Below are 22,919 nucleotides of genomic sequence, written 5' to 3'. Positions count from 1 at the left end.
CATGCACATTTATTGTGCTGTTACGCGCCACTCGATTGTGCAGCCCCATTCTGATGATAGTGGACGAAACCCACGCAGAAACCCATTCCGGTGCCGAATTGCACTGGTTCGATGCGACTCGGCACAAATTTGGCCCGCTTCTTGCATTCAGTGCCCGCTTTTTTGGCATACGCAGGACATATCGATGGAAAGTCTGAAAACGGGCACCGATACCCTCTTCCTTCTGCTCGGCGCCGCCATGGTGCTGGCGATGCATGCAGGGTTCGCCTTTCTCGAACTCGGTACCGTGCGCAAGAAGAATCAGGTCAATGCGCTGGTCAAGATTCTGGTGGATTTCTCGGTCTCGACGATCGCGTACTTCTTTATCGGCTACACGATTGCATACGGCGTGCAGTTTTTCGGCAGCGCGGAATCGCTGGCGGCGCACAACGGCTATGCACTGGTGCGCTTCTTCTTCCTGCTGACCTTCGCCGCCGCGATTCCGGCGATCGTGTCGGGCGGCATCGCCGAACGCTCGAAATTCAATCCACAACTGTTCGCGACGTTCGTGCTGGTCGGTTTCATCTATCCGTTCTTCGAAGGGATCGCCTGGAATGGCCGCTTCGGCGTCCAGAACTGGCTGGTCCAGGTGTTCGGCGCACAGTTCCACGACTTCGCCGGTTCGGTCGTCGTGCATGCGTTCGGCGGTTGGGTCGCCCTGCCGGCCGTGCTATTGCTAGGCGCGCGCCACGGCCGCTATCACCGCGACGGCGGCATCGCCGCGCATCCGCCGTCGAATATTCCGTTCCTCGCGCTGGGCGCCTGGGTGCTGGCGGTGGGCTGGTTCGGCTTTAACGTGATGAGCGCGCAGACCATCGACAAGATCAGCGGCCTCGTCGCCGTCAATTCGCTGATGGCGATGGTCGGCGGCACGCTGACCGCGTGGCTCGCCGGCCGCAACGACCCCGGCTTCACCTACAACGGCCCGCTTGCCGGACTGGTGGCGGTCTGCGCCGGCTCCGACATCATGCATCCGCTCGGCGCGCTGGTGACGGGTGGCATCGCCGGCGTGCTGTTTGTCTACATGTTCACCTGCGTGCAGAACCGCTGGCGTATCGACGACGTGCTGGGCGTATGGCCCTTGCACGGTCTGTGCGGCGCGTGGGGCGGGCTCGCGGCGGGCATCTTCGGCCTGCGCGCGCTCGGCGGCATGGGTGGCGTGTCGTTCGGTGCGCAACTGGTCGGCACATTGGGCGGGATCGTGGTGGCAACGCTCGGCGGCACGCTCGTATATGGCGCGATCCGTCTGACCGTGGGCCTGCGGCTCGATCAGGAAGACGAGTACAACGGCGCCGATCTGTCGATCCACAAGATTTCGGCGACGTCCGAATAAGCACGCTTGCACGCCCGTCTTGCCGCGCGCAAGCGCACTGGCGGCGCAGCATCCGGCGCTTGCGCGTTGTCAGCGGGCGCGCCGGATTCGAGCGACGGGCGCGGGCCAGCCTGCTTTCGCGCGCGGGCACCGAACTGTCCCCACATGAACTGGCGATGTTAGACTCCTGCGCTGGAGATGGCATTCTCCATTAACCGCCCCTGTGGCTGATGATGCCTGCTTCGCCCGGATGATTGCGGACGCGGCGTCGCGCGCCACACTCAGCCCGGTTTGTCGACACTCCGGTTTTGTCAGGCCTCCCCATGTATTGGTCCATTCTCGCTGTCGGCATCGGCGGCGCGCTCGGTTCGCTATTTCGCTGGTTTCTTGGCATCCGCCTGAACGGCCTCTTCAGTGGCTTGCCGCTCGGCACGCTCGCCGCCAACGTCATTGCAGGGTATGTCATCGGCGTCGCCGTCGCGGGGTTCGCGCGGGCGCCGCAGATCGCGCCGGAATGGCGGCTCTTCGTCATCACCGGCTTGATGGGCGGCCTGTCGACCTTCTCGACTTTTTCAGCAGAAGTCGTGCAGCGGCTGCAGGACGGCCGGCTCGGCTGGGCCGCGGGCGAGATCGTGATTCACGTGGGTGCGTCGCTCGTCATGACCATTCTCGGCATCGCGACCGTGTCGTTGCTGTCACGCTGAAAGCGCGGCGGGCGGCCGCCGGCGCGCCTGCCGCTCGCGCGTTGGTCATCAGGCGTGTCCCTGCCGTCGCGACACGACGCGGTTCCTGCCCGCGCGTTTTGCCGTGTACAACGCACGGTCGGCGCGCTCGAGCGCGATGTTGATGTCGTCGGTCAACTCCACGCCGCATACACCGGACGAAAACGAGTAGCCGATCGAAATCTCCGCGCCGATCGCCACGCGCCGCCCGGTCAAACTGCAGCGGATTCGCTCGACCGCCGCCACGGCTTCGTCAACAGAGGTGCCCGGAAACACCATCAGGAACTCCTCACCGCCGATCCGGCCGATCAGATCCGACTGCCGCATCGCCTTGCGGCTTAGCTCGGCGAAGTCGCGCAACACGGCGTCGCCGGCAGCGTGCCCGTAGGTGTCGTTGATGCTCTTGAAATGGTCCAGGTCGACCAGCGCGAGCGTAAGCGGCACGGTGGCATGCACGAACGCCGAAATCGCCAGCTGCAGATATGATAAGGCGTGCCGCCGGTTGGCGAGGCCCGTCAACGCGTCGGTGCGCGCCTCCTGAATGGCGCGGTCGCGTGACGCGATCAACGCCTGTTCGCCGTGGCGCAACGTCGAGATTTCCGTGCCGATCACGACGAGCCAGCCGGATTCGAGCAGCGTCTCGGTCATCCAGTACCAGCGCCCGTCCACGAGATCGGCGGCGAAATTGCGCTGACCCGGCTGGCCGCGCCGCGCCGCCTGGGTTTCCGCGATGAACTCCAGCGCATCACCGCGATCGATGCGTGCGCCGCACTGTTTGAGCACGCCGTGCAGAATGACGTCGGCGAAGGTCATGTCGCGTCCGCCTTCGTCGATCTGAAACGCGGTCCTGAACGTACTGTTCGCGAAGTCGAGCCGATCGGCCGGATCGTACACGCCCACGAGGACATGCGGACCCTCGAGCGCTCCGAAGAGCGCCTGCAAACCGGCAGCGTTGCCGGGAAGGTCCAGGATCGATTTCATGTCTCGTATTTTGTGCGCAATTTAGGAAAAAATAGCACGATACATACCGCGTTCGAATGGAAGTTTCGCTGCGTCAGTCTGATGATTGCGGGTTGCGTCGTATGAATAGCCACGCATGATTCGCGGAACGCGGGTCACACGCGAGAGACCGTTCGACGAAAAAAGTCGAAAAAAAAGGCGTCACGTTTCCGTGACGCCTTAAAAAGTTCTAGCCATTCCGAGGGCCGTGCTAGAACCTGAGAGACGGTATTCGAAAGTTTGGCCTGCGATGCGGCGCCGTTAAGGTGCACGACATGGACTGTTGCGGAGGACTATGAGAAGACACTCGACTAGACTTTGCGCGGGCCACGGCGGGTTCAGAAAACTTCAAAATACCGAACCTGAAACCGTCTTTCGAAATAGGATTCCATTTTTTATGGTTATGCTGACTAAGTCAAGCAAAATATAAAGGACATCAGTCGTTGCGGCAAAATGTTCCGATACAATAAATCTTCTGATGGAAAGCATATCCATGCCCCACTTCGGGGCCTGCGGCGGCACTGAGAGAGACAGCCTCCAGTAAGGCTGGGGGCAGAAAACTGAAATAAAGTTCCAAAAAATTTCCATGACCCAACCCACCCCCTTGCGAACCGTAGCTGATCCGGCCAAAGAAAAAGACGGCTCCGGCGAGGAAGTGACCGCCCTCGCACGCGGCTTGACGGTGCTGCGCGCCGTGGCCGCCGCCGACGCGCCGCTCAGCAACCGCGAGTTGACCGAAATGACCGGCATTCCCAAGCCCACCGTTTCGCGAATCACCGCGACGCTGGTCGGCGCGGGGTTCCTGTTCCGCTTGCCCGATAGCGAGCGTTTCGTGCTGACCTCGTCGGTACTGGAATTGAGCAACGGTTTTCTGCGCAACTTCGACATTCGCGCTCGCGCGCGGCCGTTCCTGATCGAACTCGCGGAACGCACTGCGCTGTCCGTGCATCTGGCCGTGCGCGACCGCCTCGACATGGTGGTGATCGACGCGATCCGGCCGCGCTCGGCTGTGCTGGTGTCGCGTCTCGAGATCGGCTCGCGCATGAATCTGAGCCGCACCGCTATCGGCCGTGCCTATCTCGCCGCGCTCGAAGCACCAGAACGGGAAAAATTGCTGATCGGCTTGCAAGCCGCGGAAGGCGACGATTGGGGCCACGTCGGCAGCCGGCTTGAGAGCGCGTTGCAGGAAACCATCGAGCGCGGCTTCGCCATCGCCACCGGCGAATGGTACGACGGCCTGAACGCGATCGCGCTGGGCTTTACCGGCCCGTCGGGCGAACGCTACGCGGTCAACTGCGGCGGCTCGGCCGACCAGTGCCCGCGCGACTGGCTGATCACGCGCGCCGCCCCCGCGCTGCTCGAGTGCGTGGCCAACATCGTGCTCGAAATCGGCGGCACACCCGGGCGCCGCCTCGATACCTGAAGCGGTCAACGGCTCGCCGGTCGGCGGCCATGGCCATGGCAACCCATCCTGTAACCTTCGTAATCAAAAGAAAAATACGCGGGTGGACTGTTACAGAGCCCGCGACGTAGGATCATGCCTTCCCGTCGCGGGACACACGCCCGGCTTGCCGTCTTCCTTCTGAACGACGTTGCGCCCGCCTGCCAGGATGCCGCCTTGCGTTAGCATCCTTGTCCCGCGTCTCCGGTAGCATCGCGCTGAACGCGCGCGGTGCAGCCGTTGTCGAAACCGCCTGCCGCGCCACTCGCATGCCGGTCCGCCGAACTGTCGAAACGGCAGGAACGCGCGAGCGGCTCACATCCAAGCCAGTCACCTGACCGAACCGATGGACGAACAACAAAAGCATTCGGAAACCACACGCCCCATCCCTCCGGCTTCCCAACCGTCCTCCCGCGGCGGCCCGGCCGGCACCCCGACCAGCGCGCCCGGCATGGTGAAGCGGCACCGCGGCCGCAATCTCGCGCTGATCGTCGCGGCGCTCGTCATACTCGGGGTCGTGCTGTGGCGCTGGCATCCGTGGGGCGGCCCCGGCGGCGGCGCAAGCGGCGCGTCCGGCGCCAGCGCGGCGAGCGGCGGACGGCCCGGCCGCGGCGGTCCCGGCGGCATGGCCAATATGGCGCAACCCGTTCATGTGGCGACCGCCACGAAGGGCGAGATGCCGGTGGTGCTGACCGCCCTCGGCACGGTCACGCCGCTTGCCAACGTCACCGTGCTGCCGCAGCTGAGCGGGACGCTGCAGGACGTGTATTTCAAGGAAGGCCAGATGGTCAAGAAGGGCGACGTGCTGGCCCAGATCGACCCGCGCCCCTATCAGATCTCGCTCGATAACGCGCAAGGCACGCTCGCGCGCGACGAAGCGCTGCTGCAAACCGCCCGCCTCGACCTGAAGCGTTATCAGACCCTGCTCTCGCAAGACTCCATTGCCAGCCAGCAGGTCGATACGCAGGCGTCGCTCGTGCGGCAATACGAAGGCACGGTGAAGTCCGACAAGGCCAATATCGATACCTACAAGCTCGACCTCATCTACGCGCGCATCACCGCGCCCGTGTCGGGACGCGTCGGTCTGCGCCAGGTCGATCCGGGCAACTACGTGACGCCGAGCCTGACCAACGGCATCGTCGTGATCACGCAACTGCAGCCGATCAGCGTGATCTTCACCACCTCCGAAGACAATCTGCAACAAATCATCCAGCAGACCCAGGCGGGCGCAAAGCTCTCGGTCACCGCGTATGACCGCAGCAACACCACCTCGCTCGAAGGCGGCATGCTCGAAACGCTGGACAACCAGATCGACACCACCACCGGCACGGTCAAGCTGCGCGCGATCTTCCAGAACAGCAAGAACCTGCTGTTCCCGAATCAGTTCGTGAATACGCGGCTGCTGGTCGACACGATCAAGGACGCCGTGATCGTGCCGACGCCGGCCGTGCTCAACGGCTCGATGGGACCGTTCGTGTACGTCGTGAAGGCGGACAACACTGTCACCGTGCGGCCGGTCAAGGTCGGCCCCGTGGATGGCGAGCGCACCAGTATCAAATCCGGACTGGCTGTCGGCGAGCGCGTCGTGATCGACGGCTCGGACCGCCTGAAGGAAGGCGCGAAAATCACGATTCCGGCGGACAAGCCTCGGGGTGCTTCGGGCACCTCGGGTGCGCGCGGCGCGGCCGCGGCCTCGGGCGCCTCCGGCGCGCACGGGCATCATGGCAAACACGCGGCGCAAGCCTCGCAATAAAGGCACGGCACCTACCGCATGAATCCATCCCGCGCCTTTATTCTGCGCCCCGTCGGCACCGCGCTGCTGATGGCGGCGATCATGCTGGTCGGTCTCGTCGCGCTGCGCTTTTTGCCGCTCTCCGCGCTGCCCGAAGTCGACTATCCGACCATCCAGGTGCAGACCTTCTATCCGGGCGCGAGCCCGGATGTGATGACCTCGTCAGTCACCGCGCCGCTCGAGCGCCAGTTCGGGCAGATGCCGTCGCTCAATCAGATGTCGTCGCAAAGCTCGGCCGGCTCGTCGATCATCACGCTGCAATTCAGCCTCGATCTGCCGCTCGACATCGCCGAGCAGGAAGTCCAGGCCGCCATCAACGCGGCGGGCAACCTGCTGCCTTCGGACCTGCCCGCGCCGCCGATCTACGCCAAGGTCAATCCGGCCGACGCGCCGATCATCACGCTCGCGATCACCTCGAAGACGCTGCCGCTCACGCAGGTGCAGGATCTGGCCGATACGCGTCTCGCGCAGAAAATCTCCCAGGTGGCGGGTGTGGGTCTGGTGAGCCTGTCGGGCGGCCAGCGTCCGGCCGTGCGGATTCAGGCGAATCCCCGCGCGCTCGCCGCGTATGGCCTGAATCTCGACGACCTGCGCACCACCATCTCGAACCTGAACGTCAACACGCCGAAGGGTAACTTCGACGGTCCCACGCGCAACTACACGATCAACGCGAACGACCAGTTGACCGACGCCGAGGCGTACAAGAGCGCGGTGGTCGCGTACAAGAACGGCCGTCCGGTGATGCTGACCGACGTCGCCACCATCGTGCAGGGCGCGGAAAATACCAAGCTCGGCGCATGGGTGAACGGCACACCGGCGATCATTCTGAACGTGCAACGCCAGCCGGGCGCGAACGTGATTCAGGTGGTGGACAACATCAAGAAGCTGCTGCCGCAATTGCAGCAGTCGCTGCCCGCCGCGCTCGACGTGGAAATCGTCACCGACCGCACCACCACGATCCGCGCTTCCGTGCGCGACGTGCAGTTCGAACTGGCCATGTCGGTCGTGCTGGTGGTGCTGGTGATGTACCTGTTCCTCGCCAACGTCTACGCGACCATCATTCCGAGTCTCTCGGTGCCGCTGTCGCTGATCGGCACGCTCGCCGTGATGTACCTGTGCGGCTTCTCGCTCGACAACCTGTCTTTAATGGCGCTGACCATCGCGACCGGCTTCGTGGTGGACGACGCGATCGTGATGATCGAGAACATCGCGCGTTACGTGGAAGAAGGCGAGTCGCCGCTCGAAGCCGCGCTCAAGGGTTCGAAACAGATCGGCTTTACGATCATTTCGCTGACGGTCTCGCTGATCGCCGTGTTGATCCCGCTGCTCTTCATGGGCGACGTGGTCGGCCGACTGTTCCACGAGTTCGCCATCACGCTCGCCGTGACGATCGTGATCTCGGCGGTCGTGTCGCTCACGCTCGTGCCGATGATGTGCGCGAAGCTGCTGCGCCACACGCCGCCGCACGAGAGCCACCGTTTCGAGGCCAAGGCGCACCGCGCGATCGACTGGGTGATCGCGCGCTACGCGGTCGCGCTCACGTGGGTGCTGAACCGGCAGCGCTCCACGCTGGTCGTCGCACTCCTCACGCTGGTGCTGACCGGACTGCTGTACGTGTACATTCCGAAAGGCTTCTTCCCGGTACAGGACACCGGCGTGATCCAGGCGATCACGCAGGCGCCGCAGTCGGTGTCGTATGCGTCGATGGCCGAGCGTCAACAGGAACTCGCCGCGCAGATCCTGAAGAATCCGGACGTGGAAAGCCTGACTTCGTTCATCGGCGTGGACGGCAGCAATATCACGCTGAACAGCGGCCGCATGCTGATCAACCTGAAGCCGCGCGACGACCGCAGCAACACGGCAAGCGAAGTGATCCGCCAGTTGCAACGCGACGTCGCGCATATTCCCGGCGCGTCGCTATACATGCAGCCGGTTCAGGACCTGACGATCGATTCGACGGTGAGCCCGACGCAGTATCAGTTCATGCTGACCGATCCGAATATCGGCGAATTCACGACGTGGGTGCCGAAGCTCGTCGAGCGCCTGCGGCAGTCGCCCGAACTGGCGGACGTCGCCACCGATCTGCAGGACAACGGCCAGTCGGTCTACATCGAGATCGACCGCGCCACCGCATCGCGTTACGGCATCACGCCGGCCACCGTGGACAGCGCGCTGTACGACGCGTTCGGCCAGCGCATCATCTCGACCATCTTCACGCAATCGAACCAGTACCGCGTGATTCTGGAAGCGCAGCCGCAGATGCAGCATTACACCGAATCGCTGAAGTCGATCTATCTGCCCTCTTCCACGTCCTCGGGCGGGCAAGTGCCGCTCTCCTCGATCGCGCGTTTCATCGAGAAGCCCGCGCCGCTGCTGGTCACACACCTGAGCCAGTTCCCCGCCACCACCGTGTCGTTCAACCTCGCACCGGGCTCGTCGCTCGGCGCGGCGGTCAAGGCGATCGACCAGGCGGAGAAGGACATCGGTTTGCCCGCGTCGTTCCAGACGCGCTATCAGGGCGCGGCGCTGGCCTTCCAGGCGTCGCTCTCGAACGAACTGTTCCTGATCCTCGCCGCGATCGTCACGATGTACATCGTGCTGGGCGTGCTGTACGAGAGCTTCATTCACCCGATCACGATTCTCTCGACGCTGCCCTCGGCCGGTGTCGGCGCGTTGCTGGCGCTGCTCATCACCGGGCATGATCTGGACATCATCGGCATCATCGGCATCGTGCTGCTGATTGGTATCGTGAAGAAGAACGCGATCATGATGATCGACTTCGCGCTCTATGCCGAGCGCGAGGAAGGCAAGCCCCCGCGCGAGGCGATCTACCAGGCGTGTCTGCTGCGCTTCCGGCCGATCCTGATGACCACGCTCGCCGCCCTGCTCGGCGCGCTGCCGCTCATGCTCGGCACCGGCGCCGGCTCGGAATTGCGCCGCCCGCTCGGTATCGCGATCGCGGGCGGCCTGATCGTCAGCCAGTTGCTGACGCTGTTCACCACGCCGGTGATCTACCTCGCGTTCGACTCGCTCGGTCGCCGTGCGCGTGAGCGCTTCAATCGGGGCGGCTCGTCCAGCGACTCGACGCCGCCCGCCACCGATGCGGGGACCTGACCGATGAACCTGTCGCGTCCGTTTATCTCCCGCCCGGTCGCCACCACGCTGCTCGCGGTCGGCATCGCGCTGGCCGGCATCTTCGCGTTCACGAAGCTGCCGGTGGCGCCGCTGCCGCAGGTCGATTTCCCGACCATTTCGGTGCAGGCCACGCTGCCGGGCGCGAGTCCCGATACCGTGGCGACCAGCGTCGCCAGCCCGCTCGAACGGCATCTCGGCTCGATCGCGGACGTCACCGAAATGACCTCGATGAGCTCGGTCGGCTCGACGCGCATCACCATGCAGTTCGGCCTGAACCGCGACATCGACGGCGCCGCGCGCGACGTGCAGGCCGCCATCAACGCGGCGCGCGCCGATCTGCCGGCGAGCTTGCGCAGCAACCCGACGTACCACAAGGTCAATCCTGCCGACGCGCCGATCCTGATTCTGGCGCTCACGTCGAAAACGCTCACTGCCGGCCAGTTGTACGACTCCGCGGCCACCGTGCTGCAGCAGTCACTTTCGCAGGTGGACGGCGTCGGCGAAGTGGATGTGAGCGGCTCGGCCAATCCGGCGGTGCGCGTCGAGCTGGAGCCCAACGCGCTGTCGCACTACGGCATCGGTCTCGAAGACGTGCGCGCGGCGCTCGCCGCGGCCAACGCGAACAGCCCGAAAGGCTCGATCGAATTCGGCCCGAACCGCGTGCAGATCTACACCAACGACCAGGCCAGCAAAGCATCGCAATACCGGGACCTGGTCATCGCCTATCGCAACGGCTCGGCGGTGAAGCTCTCCGACGTGGCCGAGGTGGTCGATTCAGTCGAAGACCTGCGCAATCTCGGCCTCTTCAACGGCAAGCATTCGGTGCTGGTCATCCTGTATCGCCAGCCGGGCGCGAACATCATCGACACCATCGACCGGGTGACGGCGATGCTGCCGCAACTGCACGCGTCGCTGCCCGCGGATGTCGACATCGCGCCGGCCGCCGACCGCTCCACCACGATCCGCGCCTCGCTGAAAGACACCGAGCGCACGCTGGTGATCGCGGTCGCGCTGGTGGTGATGGTGGTGTTCCTGTTCCTGCGCAACTGGCGCGCCACCCTGATTCCGAGCGTGGCCGTGCCGATCTCGATCATCGGCACGTTCGGCGCGATGTACATGCTGGGGTTCTCGATCGACAACCTCTCGCTAATGGCCTTGACCATCGCGACCGGCTTCGTGGTGGATGACGCGATCGTGGTGCTGGAGAACATCTCCCGACATATCGAGAACGGCGTGCCGCGCATGAAAGCGGCCTTTCTCGGCGCGCGCGAGGTCGGCTTTACCGTGCTGTCGATCAGTATTTCGCTGGTCGCCGTGTTTCTGCCGATTCTGCTGATGGGCGGCATTGTCGGGCGCCTGTTCCGCGAATTCGCGCTGACGCTCTCGCTCGCGATCGGTGTTTCGCTGATCGTCTCCCTCACACTCACGCCGATGATGTGCTCGCGCCTCTTGCGCGAGCCGCACGAGCAGAAGGAAGAAGGCCGCTTTGGCCGCTGGCTCGAACGCGGCTTCGCGTCGATGCAGCGCGGCTACGAGCGCACGCTCGGCTGGGCGCTGCTGCATCCGCGCCTGATCGTGACGACTCTTCTGCTGACAATCGGCCTGAACGTCTGGCTGTACATCATCGTACCGAAAGGCTTCTTTCCGCAGCAGGACACCGGGCGACTGATCGGCGGCATTCAGGCCGATCAGAGCACCTCGTTCCAGGCCATGAAAGGCAAGTTCGCGCAGATGATGGAGATTGTCGGCAAGAATCCGGCGGTGGACAGCGTGGCCGGCTTCACCGGCGGGCGGCAGACCAACTCCGGCTTCATGTTCGTGACGCTGAAACCGAAGTCCGAGCGCAAAGCCTCCGCCGATCAGGTGATCCAGCAACTGCGCGCGCCGCTCGGCGACGTGGCCGGCGCGCGGACCTTCCTGCAGGCGGTGCAGGACATTCGCGTCGGCGGACGGCAATCGAACGCGCAGTACCAGTTCACGCTGCTGGCCGATTCGACGCCCGACCTGTACCTGTGGGGGCCGAAGCTCACCGAAGCGTTGCAGGCGCGCCCCGAACTGGCGGACGTCAATTCCGACCAGCAGCAAGGCGGCCTGGAAGCGATGGTGACGATCGACCGGGCCACCGCCGCGCGCCTCGGCATCAAGCCGGCGCAGATCGACAACACTTTGTACGACGCGTTCGGCCAGCGCCAGGTGTCGACGATCTACAACCCGCTGAATCAGTATCACGTGGTGATGGAAGTCGCGCCGAAGTACTGGCAGAGCCCGGACATGCTGAAGCAGATCTACATCAGCACCTCGGGCGGCAGCGCGAGCGGCGCGCAGACCACCAACGCGCCCGCGGGCACGGTCACAGCGACGAGCGCCGCCACCACGACCTCGTCCACCAGCGCAACGACGGGCGGCACGGCGGGCACGACCACATCGAGCGCGGCGAGCATCGCCGCCGACTCCGCGCGCAACCAGGCGATCAACTCGATCGCGGCGAGCGGCAAGTCGAGCGCTTCGTCGGGCGCGGCGGTGTCGACCTCGAAGGAAACCATGGTGCCGCTATCGGCGATCGCGAGCTTCGGACCAGGCAATACGCCGCTCTCCGTGAATCACCAGAGCCAGTTCGTGGCCTCGACGATTTCGTTCAACCTGCCTCCGGGCGTCTCCCTGTCGACAGCGACCCAGGCGATCTACGACACGATGGCGCAGATCGGCATGCCGGGCACGATCCACGGCAGTTTCCAGGGCACGGCGCAGGCGTTCCAGCAGTCCATGTCCGATCAGCCGATCCTGATTCTGGCCGCGTTGGCCGCCGTCTACATCGTGCTGGGAATGCTGTACGAGAGCTATATCCACCCGCTCACGATTCTGTCGACGCTCCCTTCAGCGGGCGTGGGCGCTTTGCTGGCGTTGCTGCTTTTCCGGACCGAGTTCAGCATCATCGCGCTGATCGGCGTGATTCTGCTGATCGGCATCGTGAAGAAGAACGCGATCATGATGGTGGACTTCGCGATCGAAGCATCGCGGCAAGGACTGTCCTCGCGCGATGCGATTTTTCAGGCATGTGTGCTGCGCTTCCGGCCGATCATGATGACGACGTTCGCTGCGCTGCTCGGCGCGTTGCCGCTCGCGTTCGGCCGCGGCGAAGGCGCGGAACTGCGCGCGCCGCTCGGGATCGCGATTGTCGGCGGGTTGATTGTCAGTCAGATGCTCACGCTTTATACGACACCGGTGGTGTATCTCTATATGGACCGGATCCGCGTCAGGTGGGAGTCACGCAAGGCTCGCAGAACGGGAGTGGCGCCTTCTTCCTGAGGGTTTGCCAACGCGGCGCCATGGGGGCTGCGCACTGACGACCAACACCCCCAAGGCGCGCGCTAGAGCACGCGAGGCCTCACAGTTTCTGCTCTCTCGCAAGCAGAAAAATCCGCTGCCATTGCCTCGCCTGCCGCTCGCTCGACATGGGCAATACCCACACCTCACGCGCCGCGTCCTTGACCTTCAGGGCGACCCGCGCTTGCGCCTCGGGGCCTTGCGCTTCGGCGTCCAGCAGATCGGCAAAGATATAGGCACCCTGCTGCTCGCCAAGCCGAATCTCGCACAGGCGCTTGCCGGCCGCGAGCCGGACCGATCCCCAGCTGCCCTGGAGTTCGTGAGTCCAGTCACCATTGCGGACATTCGGCGCCACGTCCTTGCGGCGGCGCCACCAATAAGCCAGAGCGGCCATCACCAGGAAACCGGCCAGCGCGGCAACGCCGAGCGCAACGGCCAGTCCGAACGCTGCCTGCAGGGCATGAAACGCGCGGACCGCGCCGTACACCAGCGCGACCAGCGCCATCAACGCAACGATAATCGGCATCGCAAGCTCACTAGACGAAAAACTCAGGCTGGCACGCGCGGCGCTCCCCTCTCACCGCAAGAAACCATGGCGGGAAATGCGTGAGCGCCCGCTTTCGACTTTACGGCTTATGCGTCGCGGCCCAGTCTTTCACCGCCTTCAGCGTGTTCTCGACATGCTTCTCCGGCGACAGGCTCGTGTACTCATAGATGATCTTGCCGTCTGGCGCGATCACATACGACACGCGATTGGCCATCGACGCATGCATCGGCATGCCGGCGTCATACGCGCCGATCACCTTCGAATCGGCGTCGGCCGCGACCGGGAATTTGCTGCGGCATTCGCTCACCGAAAACTTCGTCAAGGTGTCGATGTTGTCGTGCGACACGCCGATCACTGTCGCGCCATATTTCTTGTATTCGTCGACGGCTTCCGCGAATTCGTGCGCTTCGATCGTGCAGCCCGTGGTGAAGGCGGCCGGGTAGAAGTACAGCACCACCGGCCCTTTCTTCAGTTCGGCCGCGAGCGAATACGTATAGGTCTTGCCGCCCAGCGAAGCCTGCGCGGTGAACGCCGGCGCCACGTCGCCCGGCTTGAGGGTCGCCGAGGCCGTCAGCGAATGCAGCGCGAATCCCACCGACACGGCGGCGGCCAGTGCCGCCGATATGAGTTTCTTCTTCATCTGTCTGTTCCTCCAGGCGTTGATGCACGCGGTTCATCCAATGAAAACGGGGCCGCCGCGTTCATCAGAACGCCAGCCGACTCCGCTATTGGACCACGTACTCACAAGGTACGTAAGAACCCGCCGAAAGGATGCGCAAGTCGTTGCCGTCAATCCGGCAACGACAACCTACGGCAACCCGCGCCAACCCGTTGCTCCGCACCGAAAGCAGTGCGAGACCGGCCGGCCGCCCGTCAGGTCACCACTTCTCCGATATGCGCGCCGAACCAGGCCGCGGCCGACAGGTTCAGCTCCGCCAACACTTCAGGCGTGAAGGCCACGAAGCCAGCCGGCGCATCGGGGCCGAGCGCGATCGACGCCGCATCGACGCCCGCGCCGGCCGCCTCGGCAAGGCGTAGCAAAGTGCCCAGTTCGCCTTGCCGCAACACGATCGCTTCGCGAATCTGCGGCGCGAGGCCGAGCTTCTCCAGCGCCGCGCCTGGCGAGCTGCCGAGCACCACATGAATCAGAGAAAAAATACCGGTCATGAACGCGGCATCGGCAAACTCGTCATCGGACGGATGCAGCCAGGCCGCGGCCAGCTCCATGAAACGCGAGCGCGTGCCCGCCAGTTGCACCAGCGGATCGGCGCGCAGCGGCAGCTCGCCGCTATCGGCATACAGCAGCAGCTGCGCCCAGCGCGCGATCTGCCGCGTACCGGTGGCGATGATCGCCTCGCGCAGCGACGCGATATTGCGCCCGAGGCCGAATGCGCTCGAATTGACGAGGCGCAGCAGTTGCACCACCACGCTCGGATTCAGCTTGAGTTCGGCTTCGAGTTCGGTAATGCCGGCATCTCGCGACAGCAACGCCAGCAAGCGCAGCAGGCCCGGCCGCGGCGAGCGGTTGCGCGGCGCGGCCAGCACCTGAGGGCGCGCGAAAAAATAGCCTTGAAACAGATCGAACCCGAGGTCGCGAGCGAGCGCGAAGTCTTCGCGCGTCTCCACCTTCTCGGCGATCAGCGTCTTGCCCTGCCCGCGCAACAGGCATGCGAGCTTCGGCAACACCGCGCGGTCGGTCTGCATGAAGTCGATCTTGACCATGTCCGCGTAGGGCAGCGCGGCGAGCAACTCGTCCGACAGTTCGCTGACGTCGTCGAGCGCCACCTGGAAGCCGGCGCGGCGCAACTCGCCAAGACGGCGGCCCAATTGCGCATCGAATCGCACCGTCTCGAGAATTTCTAGCACGAAGCGCTCCGGCGGCATCAGATGCACGATGTCGCTAAAGAGCAGCGCACGGTCGATATTGACGAAGCCGCGATGCCGGCCCAGCACGGTCGGCACGCCGATCCCGCCAATGGTCCGCGCCACGACCTGCGCCGTGGCCTGGGCGTCGTCGGTGACTTCGGCGTAGTTATGCGCGCCGGCTCTAAACAACAGCTCGTAAGCATTGAGTGCGCCGTCGCGATCGAGAATCGGCTGGCGGCCCAGATAGACGAACTGCACGGGAGGCGGCGGTTCGCAGCCTTCGGCAGTCGACTCGAGCACCTCGCTGTGCCGGGCAAGGGCCCCGGCTTGATGGCGGTCAGACATGAGCATCGGTGCAAGTGTTCGGAAAGCTACGCAGCAGCGGCGTCATAGCCGGCACTGCACAACGGGTTTCCCGTATTAACGGACGTCGGGCGGTCGCACTTTAACTGATTCGGTCTCCAGGCGACGGTTTGGCGCACATACATCCCTTACCGGATGTTTTTCTCAGCACGCGCTAAAGATTTTCCGGCCTGGGCCGTTATCTCGATCTGATGGGGCGGCCTGATACCCTCTCGACCGCCGACCCAGGCGGAAACAGCCGCCCCGCCTGCAGACGAATACAGGTTGCCAGCGATAAACATGGAAGCGAACAGGATCACCGCGCCCCGCCGGGGCTCCTTGCGCACGGTCATCGACCGGCTTCGTGCGCTCGGCCGGCGCGAGCACGGCAAACCGCAGGCGGGAGCAAGCCGCACTGCGCAACTGGAACAGGTGGTCGGCGCCGTCGACCTGCTGGCGCACGTCGACGACGAGTTGCGCTTCCTCTACGTGTCCGACGCCAGCCTGCGCTTCATCGGTTATCACCGCGAGTATCTCGAGACCATCACGCTGCACGATCTCGTCGCGCCGGCCGACGTGCCGCGCCTCGACGCCCTGCTCACGCGCGCGGCCGTCTCCGGCAATGTCGAAAAGGCGACGCTCGGCCTGATCAAGTCGCTCACCTACCCGATCACCGTCGAGTTGCGCGTGGTGCGCAGCACTCACGACGGCACCGAAGGCTATGCGATCGCCGGCTTCGACGTGTCGGCCTGGCGCGCCACCGAGGAACGTCTGACCCAGGCGCTGCATCTGGACCGCCTGACCAATCTGGCCAACCAGCCGGCACTGATCCCGGCGCTGCTCGAAGCCCAGCAGCAAGCCGACGCGCACGGCACGCCAGCCGCGCTGCTGCTGCTCGACCTCGACGACTATCAGCGCGTGAACCGCGCGCTCGGCTACGACGCCGGCGACGAAATGCTGCGCGACACCTCGCGCCGCATTCTGAACATGACGAGCCCGAGCGAGACCGTGGCGCGCGTGGCGAGCGACGAGTTCGCGATTCTCATCAAGCCCGCTGCCAGCCGCACCGACGCGGCGGCCGCCGCCGAAGCGCTGGCGCGGCGACTCTTGACCGCGATCCAGCAGCCGTATGTGTTCAACGGCCAGCAGGTGCACCTGTCGGCGAGCATCGGCATTGCGCTCTATCCCGACGTGCGTCACGCCAACGACACCGCCGCGCACGACACCCACCTGCTGCGCTGGGCCGACCATGCCCTCTTGCAGGCCAAGGCGGCCGGCGGCAATACGCTCGCCTTTTACGTCCCCGACGACAACCCAGCCGACGCCGAGCGCCTCAAGCTGGAGGCCGATCTCTACGACGGCGTGCGCAACGGCGAATTCTCGCTGCACTTCCAGCCGATCACGAGCAGCCGCACGCACGGCGTGGTCGGCGTGGAAGCCTTGATCCGCTGGTCGCATCCGGTGCACGGGCTGGTGCCGCCGTCCATGTTCATCCCGCTTGCGGAGTCGATCGGCCTGATCAACTTCCTCGGCAACTGGGTGTTGAAGGTGGCCTGCATGCAGTTGATCCAGTGGGACGCCAAAGGCATCGCCCTGCAATATGTAGCCGTGAACGTGTCGCCGCAGCAGTTCCGCGACCCGCGCTTCAAGGACTCCGTGCGCGAAGCGATCGCGTTGACCGGCATCGATCCGCGCCGCCTCGTATTCGAGATCACCGAAAGCCTGCTGATGCACGACCCGGCGCACGCCAAGGGCCTGCTCGAAGACCTGACGGCGATGGGCATCCGCTTTGCGGTCGACGACTTCGGCACGGGCTATTCGAGCCTGGCATACCTGCAACGCTTCCCGCTCGCCAAGCTTAAGATCGACAGGAGTTTTGTCGAGAATCTGCTAACCTCACGAAACGATCAGGCAATCGTTAGCGCCGTCGTGGGCCTCGCGCAGACACTCGATCTCGAACTGGTGGCCGAGGGCGTCGAAACGGAAGCGCAACGAACCCTGCTCACCGAGATGGGATGCGACCACATCCAGGGGTGGCTCGTCTGCAAGGCGCTGCCCTCCGACGAACTCGCGCTGCGGTTCGAAGCGCGCACGCTTCATCTGCATACCGCATAGCGATGCAGGCAAAGCGCTCATGTAACGGCTCACGCGCCCGCTCATATGCGGGCTCATGTACGGGCTCATGTGTGTGCTCATTTGCGTGGATTAGCAGCGGAACAAGCCGGCCTCGGGCCGGCGTGGCACTCATTGGAACACGTATGGCTTTTGCGGGACTCACATGGTAAAGGCGGCGGTGCTCGACCGGCTCTGGACGCGAATGAGCGAGCGCGGCGATTTCCCCATGCTGTCGCAGTCGCTGCGCACCACCATGGCGGCGATGAATAACGACGACCTCGACTTCACCGGCCTCGTGCAGGTGGTGTTGTCCGATTTCGCCCTGACGCAAAAGGTGCTGCGGCTCGCCAACTCGGCCATGTACATTGCGTTCGGCGGCAACATCACGACCGTGTCGCGCGCGCTGATGGTGCTCGGCATGGACGCGGTCGGCCACCTCGTGGTCGGCCTGAAGATCGTCGATCACTTTCATCACAGCGCGCCGCGCCGCATCGACGCGAAACTTGAACTGAACCGCACGCTGCTGTCGGGTTGCGTCGCGCGCAAGCTGACCGAGCGCGGCGATCTGCGTGCTGGCGAGGAAGCCGTGGTCTGCACGCTGATGCGCCAGATCGGCAAGCTGCTGGTGGTGTTCTATCTCGACGCCGAATGGGACCAGATTCGCCGCCACATCGACGACGGCGCGCTCGAAGCCGATGCCTGTGTGCTGGTGCTCGGCGTCACGTTCGACGAGATCGGCGCCGAAGCCGCCGTGCGCTGGCGCCTGCCCGACATGATCCGCTCCGGCATGGGCGAGTTCGACCCGCAGGACGTCACGCAGCCGCGCCAGGTGCAGTGGCTGCGCGCCATCACGAATTACTCGACGGCGGTCGCCGACGTGCTCACCCAGCAGAACATGCCGGACTGGGAACGCGAGCAGCGCATCGCCGAGCTGGCGCGCGAATATAGCGGCGCGCTGAATACCGATCCCGAAGTGCTGCTCGGCATGAGCGTCGCGCTCGCCCGCGAGGAAGGCGGCGACGGCGTAATGCGCGAAATCGTCGAGTTGCGCGCCAACGCGGACGCGATCGCGCGCGAGGCGCTCAATCCCGAGGCGCGCATCGCGGTGGGAGTCAAGGATCTGCGCGGCCTGCCCGACGGCAGCCCGCTCGCGCCGGCTTTGGCCATGGCCGCGGAAACGCTGCTGGCCGGTCTCGGCTTCGCGCGCACGGTGGTGTTCGTCAAGCACAGCAACGGCACGTTCAAGGCGCGTTTGGGACTCGGACCGAAGATCGACGCGGCGTTACCCAGGCTGACCTTCAATACCGCCTTCGAGCCCGACGTGTTTCATCTCGCGATCGCGAACTCGGTGGGCATCTTTATCGAGAATGCGCGCGATCCGAAGATGGTCGCGAGGCTACCCGAATGGTTCCGCCGCTCATTCGACGACGCCCGCGCCTTCGTGCTGCTACCCGTCGTCGATGAGAGCGACACGACCGTGGCGCTCTTATACGGCGACTGGTCGCATAGTCAGGAGCCACGCCGTATCTCACAGAAAGAAATGAGCGTGTTGAATGAATTGGCCAAGGAGTTAGGCCGTTTTTTCGGCCTGGGGCAGATGCGGGAAATGGAGATGATGTGAAGACCTGGCGTGATCGTTAATCACGGCGCTTCACTCTCCCCCATACTGTATTTGCCCTACGCCACATTGAAGTTGGACCAGTCTCGCCGGACGCGGCATGCACAACATGCCGCGTCCCCGGTTCGAATCACCGGTCTCAATCCTCGATTCTTTCCAGTCCTTGCGCGCTGCGGTCCGCAACACCGGCCCACGCGCCCGCCGCCAGCCCCATATCCGCGATCTGCTCCACCGTGAGTGGCTGCAAGTGCGCGCACAGCGTGCCGATCTCGTCCCACGCGCCGCGCTCCAGTGCGGCGACCGCGCTCAGCAGCATCCCCAACACGCCCTCGCGATGCAGGATCGCGGCCTGGATCGGACGCGACAACGTCAGCACGTTCAAGGTGCTTTCGAGCGAGCCGTCGAATACCGCGTCGACGAATGAGAACACGCCAGTCAGGAATGCCGCGTCGGCTTCATCGCGGCCGGCTTCGGGCAGGCGCTCGATCGCCAGTTCCATGAAGCGCGCGCGCGTCGCGGCGAGTTGCAGCAAGGGATCGTCTTCGAGAGCGACCTTACGGCCGTCGGCGTAGAGCAGCAGCTGGGTCCAGCGTGCAATGCGGTCCGTGCCCGTCGCGTTGATCGCCTCGCGCAACGTCGTCACCTTGTGACCAACGGCGAGGCCGCTCGAATTGGCGAGCTTCATCAGATGCATCACCAGCACCGGATTGAGCTTGAGTTCGGCTTCGAGCTGCGCGACGGTCGGCTCTCCCGCCAGCAATTGCAGCAGATTCAGCAACGCGTGGCGCGGAGCGCTGACGCGGCGCGTGGTGGAAGTCTGCGCGCGCGCGAAGAAGTAACCCTGAAAACGATCGAAGCCGAGTCCCTGCGCCGTTTCGAAATCGGCTTGCGCGTCGATGCCCGAGGCGACCAGCAGCTTGCCCGCCGACTTGAGCACGCTCGCCAGTTTAGGCAGCAGCGCGCGCGGCGCCTGCGTGAAATCGATCTTGACGACTTCCGCGTACGGCAGCAGTTTGGCGAAGGCTTCGTTGGGCTGCGTCACCTCGTCGAGCACGAAGCGATAGCGGCGCCCGTGCAACTGGACGATGCGCGCGACCAGCGCCTCGTCGACCTCGATCGTGGGTGCGAGTTCGAGCATGAAGCGCTCGGCGGGCAGGTGCAGGATCGCGTCGTCCAACAGCATCTCGCGGCTCACGTCGACATAAGCCGGATGCCCGGTCAGCGCAGCGCGCACCGCGCCCTGCAGCAGCCCGTCGATAATGGCGCGCGCCACGAGTTGCGCGGGATCGGGCGCGCGGCCCGGCGCGGCCTCGTTGTCCGCCTCGTTGTCCGCGGCGGCCCGTGCGGCTTCTATCATCGCCGCGGTCCATTGCGGCGCGCGCACCTTGATCTCGTAGCCGCACAGCATGCCGTCCCGGTTCAGAATCGGCTGACGCGCGAAGCTGGCATTCAATTGCGCATCGTCCGTGGCGCCAGTCTGGCCCGGATTCCCGATTGCGATGGTGGTCATTGTGCTCCCCCGCTGAGCGCCTTCGCGGCGCCTACTACAGTATTCTGGTTTTCGCTCCACCGTTAGCGCATGGCCCGAGACATGAAGCCATTGGCGCCCGCGATGTGCCCGGCGATTTTATCGCAGCCCGCCATGCGCGGACACGTCCGTGAAGCAATATCTCGAAATAATTGGAGAAGTGTCCGAAAGATTTCCAACACGAAATCGCCGATACTCTTGTGCAGTGCAGAAGCGTTCCAACCGCGTTTAACCACCGAGGAAAAACATGGACGTCAAAAGCGTGCTGTCAAATGCCTTCGCGATGCCAATCACAAGCCCGGCGTTTCCCATGGGCCCGTACCGGTTCATCAATCGCGAGTTTCTGATCATCACCTACCGCACCGATCCGGACAAATTGCGCGCCGTGGTGCCCGAGCCGCTCGAAATCGGCGAGCCGCTGGTGCATTACGAGTTCATTCGCATGCCGGATTCGACCGGCTTCGGCGACTATACGGAAAGCGGCCAGGTGATTCCTGTCTCGTATCAGGGCGTGGCGGGCGGCTACACGCTGGCCATGTATCTGGACGACCACCCGCCGATCGCCGGCGGCCGCGAATTGTGGGGTTTTCCGAAGAAGCTCGCCAACCCGGTGCTCGCCGTCCACACCGACACGCTCGTCGGTACGCTCGACTACGGCCCGGTTCGGATCGCCACCGGCACGATGGGCTACAAGCATCGCCAGCTCGATCTCGCGCAGCAAAAAAAACGCCTCGAAACGCCGAACTTCCTGCTCAAGGTGATTCCGCACGTGGACGGCACGCCGCGTATCTGCGAGCTGGTGCGCTACTACTTGCAGGACATCGATCTGAAAGGCGCATGGACCGGGCCGGCCGCACTCGAACTGGCGCCGCACGCGCTCGCGCCGGTCGCGGCGTTGCCGGTGCTGGAGGTGGTCGAGGCGCGTCATCTGCTTGCCGACCTGACGCTCGGTCTCGGCGAAGTGGTGTTCGATTATCTCGATCAGCCGGAAGCGAATACACGCTGATCGATCCACAGTTACCGCGCGGTATCGGTGGGCGCGCGCGTCGTCCCTCAAATGCAAACGGCCGCGATTTGCGGCCGTTGCATCAGAGCAAGCGAGAACGCGCGAGACGCGCGAAGCCTTACTTCAACACGACCTTCACGTCGAAGTACTTGGCTGCGAAGCGGTCGATCGTGCCGTCCGCCTTCAGTTCCTTGAGCGCCTGGTTCAGCGCGTCTTTCAGTGCCTTGTCGCCCTTGCGGATGCCGAAGCCCACACCCGCGCCGAGCAGTTTCTCATCGGTGACGGCCGGACCGGCAAACTCGAAGCCGGCGCCTTGCGGCTTCTTCAGAAAGCCCTTCGACGCGGCTTCCGCGTCCTGGAACGCGGCGTCCAGACGCCCCGAGGCGAGGTCGGCGTAAATCTGGTCCTGCGTCTGATACGGCACGACGTCCACGCCCGCCGGCGCCCAGCGCGCCTTCGCGTAAGTTTCCTGAATCGTGCCCTGTAGCACGCCGACATGCTTGCCCTTGAGCGAAGCCGGCGTCGGCAGCAGACCGCTGCCCTTCTTCGCGATCATCTGATTCGGGATCGTGTAGATGGGATCGGTGAAATCGATCGCCTGGCGGCGCTGTTCCGTGATTGTCATGTCCGAGTTGATCGCGTTGAACTTGCGCGCCTGCAAGGCCGGGATCAGACCGTCGAACGAGTTCTCGACCCACACGCATTTGGCCTTCAGCTTCGCGCACACGGCATTGCCGACGTCGATGTCGAAACCTTGCAGTTCGCCCGACGGCGACTTCGATTCGAACGGCGCATACGACGCCTCGACGCCGAAATGCACTTCCTTGATATCGGCAGCCGATGCGGTGCCGGCCGTGGCCGTCGCGAACAGCGCGAGCGCAGCCATGTTTCGCCAATTCATCTTCATTGCGGGTGTTCCTCTACGGTATTGAACAAGACGGAGCCGAATCCAGGCAAGCATGATTGCCGCGCCAAAATTGCGATTCAAACTCGTGCGGCCTGCGTGATGCAGCGCAACAGCCGCGAGGCCGCGATTGTACAGGCTTCGTTTTCCGCCTCTGTAGGCGCGCCGCTCGGCATTTGGTCGAGCGAGCGCCGCGGGCGGCAGGTGTAAAGGTGTAAGTAGGTGTCGC

General features: G+C 64.3%; 15 protein-coding genes and 1 riboswitch. Of the genes, 9 read left to right on the top strand and 6 right to left on the bottom strand.

Annotated elements, in window-relative coordinates; all coding sequences use genetic code 11:
* Positions 1-184 precede the first annotated feature (184 nt).
* Positions 185-1,372: an ammonium transporter gene (locus AC57B1_RS17245; RefSeq protein WP_091794976.1), complete on the top strand. Its 1,188-nt coding sequence runs from the start codon at positions 185-187 to the stop codon at positions 1,370-1,372.
* Positions 1,373-1,536: 164 nt separating this feature from the next.
* Positions 1,537-1,598: riboswitch (Fluoride riboswitch) on the top strand.
* A 76-nt stretch (positions 1,599-1,674) separates the two neighbouring features.
* Positions 1,675-2,055: a fluoride efflux transporter CrcB gene (gene crcB / locus AC57B1_RS17240; RefSeq protein WP_408482618.1), complete on the top strand. Its 381-nt coding sequence runs from the start codon at positions 1,675-1,677 to the stop codon at positions 2,053-2,055.
* 48 nt (positions 2,056-2,103) lie between these two features.
* Here the strand turns inward: crcB and AC57B1_RS17235 are convergent, their stop codons facing one another.
* A complete protein-coding gene (locus AC57B1_RS17235) occupies positions 2,104-3,054 on the bottom strand; it encodes a GGDEF domain-containing protein (RefSeq protein WP_408343149.1) in 951 nt (316 codons plus the stop codon).
* Between the two features lie 604 nt (positions 3,055-3,658).
* Here AC57B1_RS17235 and AC57B1_RS17230 point away from each other — a divergent pair.
* The 4 genes from AC57B1_RS17230 (at position 3,659) to AC57B1_RS17215 (ending at position 12,746) form a co-directional block, all read left to right on the top strand.
* Complete coding sequence (locus tag AC57B1_RS17230; RefSeq protein WP_091794982.1) at positions 3,659-4,495, top strand: IclR family transcriptional regulator; 837 nt, start codon at positions 3,659-3,661, stop codon at positions 4,493-4,495.
* A 364-nt stretch (positions 4,496-4,859) separates the two neighbouring features.
* Complete coding sequence (locus AC57B1_RS17225) at positions 4,860-6,266, top strand: MdtA/MuxA family multidrug efflux RND transporter periplasmic adaptor subunit (protein ID WP_496418128.1); 1,407 nt, start codon at positions 4,860-4,862, stop codon at positions 6,264-6,266.
* 18 nt (positions 6,267-6,284) lie between these two features.
* Positions 6,285-9,419 carry an MdtB/MuxB family multidrug efflux RND transporter permease subunit gene (locus tag AC57B1_RS17220; protein WP_408343145.1) on the top strand — a complete coding sequence of 1,045 codons (3,135 nt, stop codon included), beginning with the start codon at positions 6,285-6,287 and terminating at the stop codon, positions 9,417-9,419.
* A gap of 3 nt (positions 9,420-9,422) precedes the next feature.
* Complete coding sequence (locus AC57B1_RS17215) at positions 9,423-12,746, top strand: efflux RND transporter permease subunit (protein WP_408186833.1); 3,324 nt, start codon at positions 9,423-9,425, stop codon at positions 12,744-12,746.
* 79 nt (positions 12,747-12,825) lie between these two features.
* On the opposite strand, the gene AC57B1_RS17210 is transcribed toward AC57B1_RS17215, so the two are convergent.
* The 3 genes from AC57B1_RS17210 to AC57B1_RS17200 form a co-directional block, all read right to left on the bottom strand.
* Positions 12,826-13,290, bottom strand: a complete 465-nt coding sequence (locus tag AC57B1_RS17210) for a hypothetical protein (protein WP_496418127.1) — start codon at positions 13,288-13,290, stop codon at positions 12,826-12,828.
* 100 nt (positions 13,291-13,390) lie between these two features.
* Positions 13,391-13,951: a peroxiredoxin gene (locus AC57B1_RS17205; RefSeq protein ID WP_408343141.1), complete on the bottom strand. Its 561-nt coding sequence runs from the start codon at positions 13,949-13,951 to the stop codon at positions 13,391-13,393.
* A gap of 233 nt (positions 13,952-14,184) precedes the next feature.
* Positions 14,185-15,522: an EAL and HDOD domain-containing protein gene (locus AC57B1_RS17200; protein WP_408343139.1), complete on the bottom strand. Its 1,338-nt coding sequence runs from the start codon at positions 15,520-15,522 to the stop codon at positions 14,185-14,187.
* A 297-nt stretch (positions 15,523-15,819) separates the two neighbouring features.
* Here AC57B1_RS17200 and AC57B1_RS17195 point away from each other — a divergent pair, with 297 nt between their 5' ends.
* Both AC57B1_RS17195 and AC57B1_RS17190 read left to right on the top strand, forming a co-directional pair.
* Complete coding sequence (locus tag AC57B1_RS17195; RefSeq protein ID WP_408186836.1) at positions 15,820-17,634, top strand: putative bifunctional diguanylate cyclase/phosphodiesterase; 1,815 nt, start codon at positions 15,820-15,822, stop codon at positions 17,632-17,634.
* A 163-nt stretch (positions 17,635-17,797) separates the two neighbouring features.
* Positions 17,798-19,255: an HDOD domain-containing protein gene (locus AC57B1_RS17190; protein WP_408343137.1), complete on the top strand. Its 1,458-nt coding sequence runs from the start codon at positions 17,798-17,800 to the stop codon at positions 19,253-19,255.
* Between the two features lie 136 nt (positions 19,256-19,391).
* On the opposite strand, the gene AC57B1_RS17185 is transcribed toward AC57B1_RS17190, so the two are convergent.
* A complete protein-coding gene (locus AC57B1_RS17185) occupies positions 19,392-20,762 on the bottom strand; it encodes an EAL and HDOD domain-containing protein (RefSeq protein ID WP_496418126.1) in 1,371 nt (456 codons plus the stop codon).
* Positions 20,763-21,027: 265 nt separating this feature from the next.
* Here AC57B1_RS17185 and AC57B1_RS17180 point away from each other — a divergent pair, with 265 nt between their 5' ends.
* Positions 21,028-21,786, top strand: a complete 759-nt coding sequence (locus AC57B1_RS17180; RefSeq protein ID WP_091795008.1) for an acetoacetate decarboxylase — start codon at positions 21,028-21,030, stop codon at positions 21,784-21,786.
* 118 nt (positions 21,787-21,904) lie between these two features.
* Here AC57B1_RS17180 and AC57B1_RS17175 read toward each other — a convergent pair whose 3' ends face one another.
* Positions 21,905-22,693, bottom strand: coding sequence for an ABC transporter substrate-binding protein (locus AC57B1_RS17175; protein ID WP_496418125.1), 789 nt, complete (start codon positions 22,691-22,693; stop codon positions 21,905-21,907).
* Positions 22,694-22,919: the final 226 nt, after the last annotated feature.

Source organism: Paraburkholderia sp. BGA-UO-ETr-F21, assembly GCF_059567925.1.
This window is presented reverse-complemented; position numbering and strand designations above follow the sequence as displayed.